9 protein-coding genes are annotated in these 13,118 nt (G+C 44.2%); 5 read left to right on the top strand and 4 right to left on the bottom strand.

From position 1 onward, the window contains the following. Positions 1–19: 19 nt before the first annotated feature. Positions 20–799, top strand: coding sequence for a tRNA (cytosine(32)/uridine(32)-2'-O)-methyltransferase TrmJ (gene trmJ, locus ABXS85_RS01375; protein WP_353668261.1), 780 nt, complete (start codon positions 20–22; stop codon positions 797–799). A 140-nt stretch (positions 800–939) separates the two neighbouring features. Here trmJ and umuC read toward each other — a convergent pair whose 3' ends face one another. The 4 genes from umuC to aceE form a co-directional block, all read right to left on the bottom strand. Then, entirely contained in the window at positions 940–2,211 is a 1,272-nt protein-coding gene (umuC, locus tag ABXS85_RS01370) for a translesion error-prone DNA polymerase V subunit UmuC (protein WP_353668260.1), read from the bottom strand. Next, positions 2,211–2,657 carry a translesion error-prone DNA polymerase V autoproteolytic subunit gene (umuD, locus tag ABXS85_RS01365; RefSeq protein WP_353668259.1) on the bottom strand — a complete coding sequence of 149 codons (447 nt, stop codon included), beginning with the start codon at positions 2,655–2,657 and terminating at the stop codon, positions 2,211–2,213. Before umuD ends, umuC begins: the two co-directional genes overlap by 1 nt. A gap of 135 nt (positions 2,658–2,792) precedes the next feature. Beyond that, positions 2,793–4,694 carry a pyruvate dehydrogenase complex dihydrolipoyllysine-residue acetyltransferase gene (gene aceF / locus ABXS85_RS01360; RefSeq protein WP_353668258.1) on the bottom strand — a complete coding sequence of 634 codons (1,902 nt, stop codon included), beginning with the start codon at positions 4,692–4,694 and terminating at the stop codon, positions 2,793–2,795. A gap of 89 nt (positions 4,695–4,783) precedes the next feature. Further along, positions 4,784–7,450, bottom strand: a complete 2,667-nt coding sequence (gene aceE / locus ABXS85_RS01355) for a pyruvate dehydrogenase (acetyl-transferring), homodimeric type (protein WP_353668257.1) — start codon at positions 7,448–7,450, stop codon at positions 4,784–4,786. A gap of 973 nt (positions 7,451–8,423) precedes the next feature. On the opposite strand from aceE, the gene nadC reads away from it, so the two are divergent. From nadC to ABXS85_RS01335, 4 genes are all read left to right on the top strand, one after another. Continuing rightward, complete coding sequence (gene nadC / locus ABXS85_RS01350) at positions 8,424–9,275, top strand: carboxylating nicotinate-nucleotide diphosphorylase (protein ID WP_353668256.1); 852 nt, start codon at positions 8,424–8,426, stop codon at positions 9,273–9,275. Further along, a complete protein-coding gene (locus tag ABXS85_RS01345; protein WP_353668255.1) occupies positions 9,275–10,468 on the top strand; it encodes an acetate kinase in 1,194 nt (397 codons plus the stop codon). Before nadC ends, ABXS85_RS01345 begins: the two co-directional genes overlap by 1 nt. Before the next feature lie 29 nt (positions 10,469–10,497). After that, a complete protein-coding gene (gene pta / locus ABXS85_RS01340) occupies positions 10,498–12,597 on the top strand; it encodes a phosphate acetyltransferase (RefSeq protein WP_353668254.1) in 2,100 nt (699 codons plus the stop codon). Between the two features lie 109 nt (positions 12,598–12,706). Continuing rightward, on the top strand, positions 12,707–13,072 hold the full coding sequence (locus tag ABXS85_RS01335; RefSeq protein WP_353668253.1) for a hypothetical protein: 366 nt from the start codon (positions 12,707–12,709) through the stop codon (positions 13,070–13,072). Positions 13,073–13,118: the final 46 nt, after the last annotated feature.

The following is a 13,118-nucleotide window of genomic DNA, read 5'->3' as shown; positions in this document are numbered from 1 at the left end:
AAACGAGACAGTTAAATTCATGTTAAATAACATTCGCATTGTATTAATCAATACTTTTCATCCGGGTAATGTGGGTGCTATTGCACGGGCCATGAAGAATATGGGCTTAACTAACCTGTACCTGGTTGATCCTAATGATTACCCTTCTGAAGAAGCCACTAGTCGCGCAGCAGGTGCCGTCGATTTACTAGAAAATGCCACAATAGTCGATACCTTTGAAGAAGCTATAGCCGATTGCAGCTTGGTCATTGGCACTAGCGCCCGACATCGCACCTTTCAATTGCCTATTATGAATGCTCGAGAATGTGCTGAAACTGTCATTCCCGAGGCGGTTAACCATCAAGTGGCCATTGTCTTTGGACGTGAAACCACAGGCTTACTTAATGAAGAAATCGCTCAATGTCATCGCCAAGTTTACATTGATGCCAATGATGAGTACCCAGTATTAAATATTTCACAAGCAGTACAAATTGTTGCTTACGAAATTTGGATGGCCAATCAACATAAAAGCCTGCATAGCAAAGAAACACCAGAATACCCGCATAAAAAGGATATGGACCTTTTTTATCAGCACTTAGAAGAAACCTTATACGGGATCAATTTTATTATTCGTAACCATCCGGGTAAGGTTCTGGACAAGCTGCATCGTTTCTTTAACCGCTCTCGCCCCGAAAAACAAGAACTGGGTATACTTCGTGGCGTACTAGCAGCAGTTCAAAGGGAAGCGGGATTAGTCGAGGCAAATAACCATCAGCCAAAAGACGCAGACAAGACAACAGATACCAAGTCTGATCACTAACCTCAACCCTTCTCCTGCGAAAAGTCTCTTAGCTATCCATTGGCTTCAAATACTCTCGCTTTGTTGACATATTTTGATACAGAAAATATGTCAACTCTCTATTTTCCCGATACTCCCTTAACTCATTTCCCAACACGTCTTTAACTCACACGGGGTAAATCTTGCCAGCAAGTTGTGTAGCGAGGCGACAAATAGTCACGCTTCATTGTCCATTGGGGAGAGACACCCTGCGCAGCAAAGAAAACATGACCAATACCACTATGATTGATCTGATCAAGCACCTTCATCATTCCCTTTGCATGACGCCTACTCCCTACAGGAGAAAACAAATCAGCCTGAAAACTTCCCGGCTCATAAAAATCCGATAAAATCACACCAGCCTTCATATAGCGAAAACCTGGCCGCCAAATACGTCGAAAAATGCTATTAGCAACTGCCAGTAGATCTCGTGTGTCATCGGTTGGACAAGGCAGCTCTACCGACAAATTTTTACTATAAAAAGGCGCATTTTTGATAAAAGGGCTAGTACGAATAAAGACACTCATCACTCGACACAAACGTTGCTCTGCCCGTAATTTTTCCGCTGCGCGGTAGGTATATTTAGATATGGCTTCGCGCAACTCTCTAGATTCAGTAATTTTATGACCGAAAGAGCGACTGCAAATAATCTGCTGCTTTACTGGACGAACAGACTCCAAAGCAATACAGGACTCGCCATTAAGCTCTCGCACCGTACGTTCCAATACCACAGAATACTCATGGCGAATTCTTTTAGGATCCGTGCGCGCTAGATCTAAAGCAGTATAAATTCCCTGTTCTTGCAGTCGCTTACTCAAGCGTCGTCCTACCCCCCAAACTTCTCCCACATCCGTCAAGGCGAGTAGACGCTGCTGTCTGTCCCGCCTCATCAAGTCGACCACAGAGCCCGTTGCTGGATATTTTTTCGCGGCATAGTTCGCCAATTTAGCCAGTGTTTTCGTCGGGGCAATGCCGATACCCACACTAATTCCTGTCCATTTATCCACCTTAGCTTTGACAGCTTGGCCAAAAGACAATAAATCTTCCACTGCCGATACGCCACTCAGATCCAAAAACGCCTCGTCAATAGAATACACCTCGACTTGTGGTGCTTCTTGTTCCAACAATGTCATGACTCGATTCGACATATCCGCGTACAAAGCATAGTTAGAGGAAAAACACACGACATTATGCTTCTCAATATCTGCTTGCACCTGAAACATAGGAACGCCCATTTTCAACCCTAACGTCTTAGCTTCCTGTGAGCGAGCCACAATACAACCATCATTATTGGATAAAACCACGACAGGCTTGTTCTTTAAATCTGGACGAAATAATTGCTCACAACTGGCGTAAAAGTTATTACAATCCACCAAAGCAAACACGGTTGTCATTACATGCGATCTAGTTTACGAATCACACTGGTCACGACGCCAAACACTTCAAACTCTGATTCTTCCGTAATGGGAATCGCTTTATAAGCTTTATTTTTCGGTCTTAACAATACATTAGGTTTTAGTTCCAACACCTTGACTGTCATTTCACCGTGTAAACAAGCAATAATAGTGTCACCATGGGATGCTGATAAAGAACGATCTACCACTAATACATCACCACTGTAGATACCCGCCTCTATCATTGAATCGCCTTGTGCTCGTACAAAAAAGGTCGCTGCCGGATGCGGTATACACAACTCATTTAGATCCAGAGTTTTCTCAACAAAGTCCTGAGCTGGAGAAGGAAAACCTGCAGACACAGATTCCCCATAAAGTGGAATCAAAATACTGTTTTCCGCAATATATGAAGCGGAGCCAGATGCTCCAAGATAAGTTAAACGCATATTTAATACTCAATACACTGTATATTTGAACAGTATAATTATAGTTTTACTATGCGATTTTTACCAAGTTACTTTTTGTGAACAAATAATAAAAAAGCCGCTCAACGAGCGGCTTTTCAAATTTAAATACTCAGATTACAAAGTTAAACGACGTACATCGCTCAACAAAGCATTTAAGTAAGTCAGGAAGCGACCTGCATCACCACCGTTGATTGCCCTGTGGTCATAAGATAGACACAGTGGCAACATGGTGCGAGGTTCAAACTCTTTACCATTCCAACGAGGCTCAATGTCTGCTTTAGACACACCTAAGATACCCACTTCTGGGCAGTTAACGATAGGAGTAAAGCCAGTACCACCAATAGCACCTAGACTAGAGATAGTGAAACAACCGCCTTGCATATCTGCAGGTTTAAGCTGCTTATCAAGCGCTTTCTTGATTAACTCACCTGCTTCTTTAGCTATCTGTACCACGGACTTCTTATCCGCATCACGCAATACAGGCACCACAAGACCCACAGGAGAATCGACCGCAATACCAATGTGCACATAATGCTTCTGTACATAGCTTTCACCATCAGACATTAATGACACATTGAAAGAAGGATTCGCCACCATAGCTTGTGCAACCGCTTTGATCAGGAATGGCAGAGGCGTCAATTTCACACCTTGTTTTTCCATTTCTGGCTTCAAGCTCTTACGGAACTCTTCTAGGTTAGAAATATCCGCTTTGTCGAACTGAGTCACTTGTGGCACAACAAGTGAGTTGCGCACCATGTTCTCAGCCGTCAAGCGCTGGATCTTGCTCATTTTAACAACTTCGACTTCACCGAACTTGCTAAAGTCTTGGTCTGGAACAGTTGGTAAACCAGCACCGCCTGTGGCACCTGCTGCTGGAGCAGAAGCGGCTTTTTGCACCGCTGCTTTCACATAGGCATGCAAATCTTCTTTCAAGATTCGGTTACGTGGGCCTGTTGGACGAACCAATGACAAGTCAACACCTAACTCGCGAGCCAACATACGTACCGCTGGACCAGCATGAACTTTCTTAGAAGGCTCAGCTAGCACCGCAGATTGATCTACTTCTGGCGCTGCTTTCGCAGGCGCTTTAGTTGCTGGAGATTGGGCAGCAGGCGCAGCCACTTTCTCAGGCGTCGCTGGCGCTTGAGGTGCTGCAACATCGCCTTCCACTTCAAGTTCAAGAATCAAGGTGCCTTCAGATACCTTGTCGCCTTCCTTAAGAGAAAGAGATTTGACTGTACCAGATTTAGGTGCAGGAATGTCCATAGAGGCTTTGTCGGTTTCCAACACAATGATGGAATCGCCTTCCGCTACTTTATCACCTACAGCAACAGACACTTCAATGACATCAACGTCCGTTGCACCACCTATGTCTGGTACATTTACCGCTTCAACACCACCAGCTATAGGTGCGGATGCCGATTGCGCCGGAGCCGGCTCTGATTTCGCTTCAGCAACAGGCGCAGCTGCACCCTCAACCGTTACAGCAAGAATCTCGTCACCTTCAGAAACTGTATCACCTTCTTTGATCATCAGCTTAACGACTTTGCCGCTAAAAGGAGACGGAATGTCCATCGATGCCTTATCCGTTTCCAGCACAATAATGGAGTCGCCTTCTTGAACATCATCGCCTTCTGCAACGCATACTTCAATGACATCAACACCCTCTGCACCACCAATGTCTGGTACCATCACAGTCTGCTCACTGGCAGCTGTTGTCATTGGCGCTGCTTGTGCTGTCTCTTCTTCAACAGCAGGCGCTGTTTCGGATGCACCAGCTTCTAGTTCAATGGTAAGAATGTCATCGCCTTCTGAAACAGTATCGCCTTCTTTAATATGAATAGCCGTAACTTTACCCGCTTTAGGAGCAGGTACGTCCATAGACGCTTTGTCTGTCTCCAAAACGATAATTGATTGGTCAGCTTCGATTGTATCGCCAACCTTAACACTGATTTCGATAACATCGACATCAGCCGCACCGCCAATATCCGGTACTCGAATGATTTCAGTACTCACAGAAATCTCCTTTGTCGTTTAGACGCATCAAACATAAAATCTTATCAGGCTTCATTAAAGCGAAGCCTGATACCTAGCTTGTACAGTAGTTAGCAAATAACTGGATTCGGTTTATTTGGATCTAAATCGAACTTAGCAATCGCTTCACTCACTACAGATGCATCAATCACACCGTCTTTCGCCAATGCACTTAGTGCAGATACAACCACCCAGTAACGGTTAACTTCGAAGAAGTGACGCAATTTAGCGCGAGTATCACTTCGACCAAAGCCGTCTGTACCTAGTACGTTGTAAGTGCCATTAACGAATGGACGGATCTGATCAGCAAACAACTTAACGTGGTCAGTTGATGCAATCACAGGACCTTTGTCATTTAAGCAAGACTCAACGTAAGATAAACGTGGTGCTTCTTCTGGGTGTAGCATGTTCCAACGACTTGCATCCAAACCTTCGCGGCGCAATTCATTGAAAGATGTCACACTCCATACGTCAGAATTAACACCGTAATCTTTGTATAGAATCTCAGCAGCAGCTTCTACTTCACGCAAAATCACACCAGAACCAAGCAGTTGAACCTGTTTCTTATTGGTTTTCTTAGCGTGAGATTTCAGCTTGTACATACCCTTAATAATGCCTTCTTCAACACCTTCAGGCATATCTTCGTGAGCATAGTTTTCATTCATTACAGTTAGATAATAGAAAACGCTCTCTTTCTCTTTGTACATACGACGCAAGCCATCTTGAACGATAACCGCTACTTCATAAGAATAAGTCGGATCGTAAGACACACAGTTTGGAATCGTACCGGCCAAAATATGAGAATGACCATCTTCGTGCTGCAGACCTTCGCCGTTTAGTGTAGTACGACCAGCGGTGGCACCAATCAAGAAACCACGAGCCTGAGAATCACCTGCCGCCCATGCCAAATCACCAACACGTTGGAAACCAAACATAGAGTAATAGATGTAAACAGGAATCATCGGCAGATTACTGTTACTGTAAGAAGTAGCAAGAGCCAACCAAGAAGAGAAAGCACCCGCTTCGTTAATACCTTCTTGCAGAATTTGACCGTCTTCAGACTCTTTATAGTACATGATCTGAGTATGGTCATGTGGCGTGTAACGCTGACCTTCAGAAGAGTAAATACCCAACTGACGGAACATACCTTCCATACCGAAAGTACGCGCTTCATCAGCTAGAATAGGCACTACACGTGGACCAATCTGCTTATCTTTAACCATTACATTCAAAGCACGCACGAATGCCATGGTTGTTGAAATTTCACGCCCCTTAGTACCCGCGATTTGTGCTTTGAAAGCTTCCAAAGAAGGTACTTCAAGTGCTTCACAGTCACGGCGACGAACAGGGAAATCACCCGCTAACTCTTTACGACGAGCGCGCAAGTATTGCATTTCAGGACTGTCTTCTGCCGGACGATAGTAAGGCAGGTCCTTCAGCTCTTCATCGCTGATCGGGATACCAAACTTATCACGGAATTGAGCTAAAGACTCTTCATCCAACTTCTTCGTCTGGTGCGCTGTGTTTTGCGCCTCAGCCGCTTTGAACATGCCGTAACCCTTAACGGTTTGCGCCAAAACAACTGTCGGTTGACCTTTGTGAGAAGTCGCCTCTTTATAAGCTGCATAAACCTTGTATGGATCGTGACCACCGCGATTGAGATTCATGATCTCATCGTCAGTCATGTCTTTGACCATTTCTAGCAATTCAGGGTATTTGCCAAAGAAATGCTCGCGAGTGTACGCACCGCCATTCGCTTTGTAGTTTTGCAGTTCACCATCGCACACTTCATTCATGCGCTTAACCAGCAAACCTTTGGTGTCTTTTTCAAACAGAGGATCCCAATGACGTCCCCATAGACACTTAACAACATTCCAACCAGCACCGCGGAAAACGCCTTCCAGCTCTTGCACGATTTTACTGTTACCACGTACCGGGCCATCAAGACGCTGTAGGTTACAGTTGATCACGAAGATCAAATTGTCCAGCTTCTCACGACCAGCAAGAGCAATAGCACCTAAAGATTCAGGCTCATCACATTCACCATCTCCCAGGAAAGCCCAGACTTTACGATCACCTTGATCGATCAAGCCACGACTGTGTTGGTACTTCATCACATGGGCTTGATAAATAGCTTGCAATGGTCCAAGACCCATAGAAACCGTTGGAAATTGCCAGTAATCCGGCATCAACCAAGGATGCGGGTATGAAGAAATACCTTTACCATCCACTTCACGACGGAAGTTATCGAGTTGCTCATCAGTCAAACGCCCTTCGATATATGAACGTGCATAAATACCAGGAGAGATATGACCTTGGAAAAAGACCATGTCGGCTTCTTGCTTTTCACTGTTACCACGGAAGAAGTGGTTAAAACCGATATCGTAAAGTGTAGCGGCAGATGAAAAGCTGGTAATGTGGCCGCCAAGAGAGGAATCTTCACGGTTCGCTTTCATTACCATTGCTAAGGCATTCCATCGAATGATGGAACGAATACGGCGTTCCATGAAAACATCGCCAGGTAAAGGCGCTTCGTCTTCAGGGGCAATCGTATTGCGATAAGCAGTTGTGATGGAGGCTGGAAGGGAAGTACCTGCTTTAGAGGCTTCACCGTTCAGACGATTTAAAATGTATTGCGCGCGATCAGGACCTTCTTCGCGAAGGACAGACTCAAGCGCATCGACCCATTCTTTGGTTTCAATTGGATCGATGTCTTCGAGAATATGCTGCTCAGTCATCGTGTTAATAACTCCCGCTATTAGAACAGATACTTAACCATTGACGTTCACTTTTTAGTAAACACCAACAGCTACTTAAACGAGCCAGAAACAAACAATGTTTTACACCATTTTGTTTCAGTCGACCTTGATAAAAGGACACCCTTCTCTTTGGAGGACGGTGTCGTTTTATCTGCATCAATGGTCATGTTTGTTGTTTTAATTTTGTGCCATTGCGTCGACCACCAACTGAAATACGCTGGTCGGCCCGCTTCCATTTTGGTCTGGTTCAACAGACCTCTTATTAAAAATTTTACCTAGCCTTCACTCCAAGTTTGGATACGTAAAATTTAAATACAGTACTTTAAAAACGCAAAATAGAAAGCGCAAATGAAGTGTTCTATATCCTTACCCGATTACCGTAAAACGGGTTCATTTCAATCTTATGCTCTTCTAATTTGGGCGTAAGGTTAACACCTAAACAAGAAATCGCCTAGCCAAACAACTCATGTCAAACTGACAAAGAGCACTTTTGTCGCTTTAAAACATTACATATTATTGACAAAAATAGGGTGTAAGTCCGAGCAAATCTGACTCAGTCTAACCACATCATTCCATATTCACAAAACTTATGGAGACTATAATTCATAAATATAAACTTATTTTTGAACAAAATATGCACTATTTTTTTACAATCGGCACTCATTTTGTACCTCATTAACTAATACAAAATTTACTCAGTTTAGAAAGGTGCGAATAAATCTTCTAACATCACATGGATGTTGGGGGTTAGAGCAACGCAGGAGAAGCTTACCTTAGTCAGTGGACTTGTTCGTACCTTGTTTAAAAAATGCCTATTAGTTAAATCATCTATTTCTTTGAATGTGCTGCGGAAAGTCATATAAATCAATCATAATAGTGAAATCAGCACTGACGACATCACAATATAGAGCTACAATAATGCACTCAAGAAAAACGTTAACTAGGACATTACATGAGCCCGTTGGACGCTCAACTGATTGAGCACATTAAAACTCAAGTTGCTTTTGCACTAAAAGAAGACATCGGCAGTGGCGACATTACTGCTCAATTAATCCCCTATGATCAAATTATTACCGCTAACCTAATCAGTCGAGAAGAAGCAGTACTATGTGGCCAGGCTTGGGCAAACGAAGTGTTTTCCCAGTTAGGTGAAAATGTGTCTTTAATTTGGCATAAACAAGATGGGGATTTAATCCAAGCCAATGAAGTCTTTTTAACACTCAAAGGACACGCCAGAAGTATTTTAACTGGTGAAAGGACTGCTTTAAATTTTCTTCAAACTCTATCTTACACTGCGACTGAGACACATCATTATTGTCAAATAGTTGCAGACACTCAACTGACCATTCTTGATACTCGCAAAACCATACCCGGTATGAGACTGGCACAAAAATATGCTGTGCGGACCGGTGGTGGACAGAATCACCGTATTGGTTTGTATGATGCTTTTCTCATCAAAGAAAATCATATTATGGCAGCAGGGTCGATTACTAAAGCCGTTGCCATGGCTGAACAAATAGCGCCAGGTAAGACCATTGAAATTGAAACTGAAAGTCTTGCGGAAGTAGATGAAGCGGTAAAAGCTGGCGCTCACATTATTATGCTAGACAACTTTTCATATGAAGATATGAGTACTGCAGTACAAAAATACAAAGATCAGGTGAAGTTTGAGGCGTCAGGCAATATGGATCAAGACCGCCTTTCCGCTGTTGCCGCCACTGGCGTTGATTATGTTTCCATTGGTGCTCTTACCAAACACATTAGCGCAATCGATTTATCCCTTCGCGTGTCTCAGGAGAAATAATGAAAGACAGCATCTTAGTAATTAACTGTGGCAGTTCATCATTAAAATTTGCCATGCTGGCAAACTCTGGACAAGACACTCTTTTTGAAGGCATTGCAGATCAGCTTGGCTCGGATAACAGCACCATTACCTTTAAGTATCAGGGACAAAAAGAGCTCACTCATCTCACAGTCAGCAGCCATGAAAACGCAGTGGAACAGATCAAACTATGGCTTGATCAACATGCCGACATTCGCGACAGCATGATGGGCATAGGCCACCGTATTGTGCATGGTGGCGAAACCTTTGGTCAGTCAGTATTGATCGATGAAGAGGTCATTAATGGCATTCGCGAGTGCAGCAGCTTGGCACCTTTGCATAATCCTGCGCATATACAAGGTATTCATGTTGCCATGAACTTCTTCCCAGGCCTTCCGCAAGTCGCGGTATTTGATACCTCATTCCACCAGACACTGAGCCAAGAGCAATACCTCTACCCTATTCCTATGGAGTTTTATCGTGAACACCATTTCCGTAAATACGGTTTTCACGGCACCAGTTACCGCTATATTAGTCAACAACTTGCTAAATTAGCGCCAAACAGTGATCAACAAGGTGTTTTGGTAGCCCACCTTGGCAATGGTGCCAGCACCTGTGCCATTCATCACGGCCTATCTTCGGATACCAGTATGGGCATCACACCACTGGAAGGCCTGATGATGGGCACACGCTCGGGTAGTCTGGACCCAAGCCTACTGACTTTCATTATGCAGGCCAAAAATATCAGTGCAGAAGAAGCGCTAAACATTCTGAACAAACAAAGCGGCTTATTGGGTATTTCTGAACTGTCGAACGACTGTCGAACCCTTGAAGACGCGATGGTATCAGGGGACGAACGTGCCAAATTAGCGCTGGATATGTTTGCGGTAAGAACGGCAAAATATCTCGCCAGCACAGCAACAACTTTAGAAAGTATTGATCATTTGGTTTTCACGGGTGGAATCGGCGAGAATTCTAGCTATTTACGTCAAGTTATCTGTCAGCAACTAAGAGCCTTTAATATTAAATTAGATGCCGCATTAAATGATAATGCCACACGTGGCAAAGTGAGCAGGATCGCAGCTGCAGACAGTGCCACGCAAATCTGGGTCATACCAACAAATGAAGAACTTATGATTGCGCTGGATGCTATCAGCCTGATACAAGGTTTATAAGAGATTGGACTAACATAGGATTATCACACATGACAATCAACGTACTTATGACAGTCCCAACAGGGCCAGGTGTCGGCTTAACATCTGTTTCAGTTGGCCTAGTTCGCGCCTTAGAACAACAAGGTTTAAAAGCCAGCTTCTTTAAACCAGTAGCTCAACCACAGCCTGGCGATAAAGGGCCTGATAAATCCACAGCTATGGTTGCACAAGGCTCTTCCTTAACACCTGCTGAGCCAATCCCCCTTCATGAAGCAGAACGCTATCTATATAACGACAACATAGATGAGCTGATGGAAGAAATTGTTGGTCGTTTTCAAGCCAGTGTAGAACCGGATTCAACCGTCATTGTAGAGGGCCTAGCCCAAATTGCTGGTCATCCATATGCAACACGATTAAACAAAGCCATTGCCCGAACTTTGGATGCTGGTCTAGTCTTGGTCACCGCACCAAATAACATGCGTGTTAATGAACTTGAGCACCATGTAGAAATTGCAGCAGGATCATACGGTGGTATCAAGGCTGATGATGTTATTGGCTGTATCCTAAACAAAACCACACCCGGCTCCTTGGGCGTAAAATCCTATGGCGATCTCTTCGCGCAACGTGGCATTTTCAAACGCAACTTCAGTTTACTAGGACAGATTCCTGCCGCTGATGAACTCACCTTCCCTCGCGTCAAAGACGTGGCCGATTTTCTTGGTGCCACCGTGGTAAACGCAGGGGAAATGGACACTCGTCGAGTACAATCCTATACCCTTTGTGCCCGTGGTGTTGAAAACGTACTCGAAGCATTGCGGCCAGGAGTTTTGGTATTCACTCCTGGGGATCGTACTGATGTCATCATGGCAACAGCCATTGCGGCTTTAAACGACATTAAGATCGCCGCTTTAGTAGTCACTGGGGGTTATCAGCCTAGTGAAGCCTTAATGTCTTTGTGCGGCAAAGCCATGGCAAAGGGATTACCTGTATTATCAGTCAACTCCAACAGCTGGGAAACTGTGATCAACATGCAATCCTTCAACCAAGAAATCCCCCTCGATGATAAAGAGCGTGTTTCCATGGTGAAAGAGCATATTGCTCGTTGTATCGATCATGACTGGATCAATTCATTTGCCCTGAACCAAGAAGAAAGGAAATTGTCCCCACCAGCATTCCGTTTTCGTCTAATCGAACTGGCCCGTTCACTGAATAAACGCATCGTATTACCAGAGGGAGAAGAAATTCGCACCATTCAAGCAGCCTCTATTTGCGCAGAACGTGGCATTGCTCGCTGCACTCTACTTGGAAACGAAGAAGAAATTCTTCGTACTGCACAAAATAATGGCATTGAATTAAGTCACGGAGTAGACATTCTCGACCCGGCGAGCATTCGTGAGCGCTACGTGGGTCCTATGGTGACGCTTCGTAAGAACCGTGGTCTAACCGATATTGTGGCACGCGAGCAACTAGAAGATAACGTGGTACTTGGTACCATGATGCTACAAACAGATGATGTAGATGGTCTAGTATCAGGTGCCGTTCACACCACGGCAAACACAATTCGTCCTGCCTTACAATTGATTAAAACTTCTCCCACTGCCAGCTTGGTATCATCTGTTTTCTTTATGTGTTTACCTGATCAAGTATTGGTATACGGAGATTGTGCAATCAACCCAGATCCAAGTGCTGAGCAACTTGCTGAAATTGCCATCCAGAGCGCCGATTCTGCTGCCGCTTTTGGTATTACCCCAAAAGTCGCTATGATCAGTTACAGTACGGGGGGATCAGGTAGTGGTAACGATGTCGAAAAAGTACGAAAAGCCACCAAGCTCGCTCAAGAGCTGCGCCCAGACCTATTGATAGACGGACCATTACAATATGACGCTGCGATCATGGAAAAAGTCGCCAAGCAAAAAGCACCAAACAGCAAGGTGGCCGGTAAAGCAACGGTATTTGTTTTCCCAGATCTGAATACAGGAAATACGACTTACAAAGCAGTTCAACGGAGTGCTGATGTCATTAGTATTGGACCTATGCTGCAAGGCATTCGTAAGCCTGTAAACGACTTGTCTCGCGGTGCTTTGGTAGATGATATCGTTTACACAATCGCAATCACGGCCATTCAAGCGGGTAAAATCGATTTAAAATAACCTTCATTGTCCAATCTGTCATGACTCCTGATGTCAGATTGGACAATTAATTCAAAGCCGTCTAATATTTAACCATTAACATTTTTTTACATACTAGGTGGTGAATATTATGTCCGGCAGCGTCCCTCATTCTATTGCCGTTTCAAATCATACTCATTCAAGTACAGCTCAACCTGGCTATACTACCTATGACGTACGCTCAGATGAAGACAACAACCTAGCGGCACTTCATGCACGCAATGCTAAAGCGTCCAGTGATTTAATTGTGACCATTTCAGAGCAGGGACAAGCGCTACAGGGTCAAACACGTAAAAAAGACGACGACATCAAAAGTAAAAGAAAAGAAGAAGAAGCGAATGACTTCGATGAAGTGTTTGACGACGAACAGGATTTACCCATATTCGGAAAAATTAATCAGTCACCCTATTACTCGGAACAAACACCTAGAGGTGAAATGCTAGATCAAACTGTTTAACATTCATCCAAACAATATCATGTATCACTAACAAATTCAGGCAGGA

Source organism: Marinomonas sp. THO17 (assembly GCF_040436405.1).
In the GTDB taxonomy this organism is placed as follows: domain Bacteria; phylum Pseudomonadota; class Gammaproteobacteria; order Pseudomonadales; family Marinomonadaceae; genus Marinomonas.
Note: the sequence above shows the minus strand (reverse complement) of the source record. Positions and strands in the feature narration are given on the sequence as shown.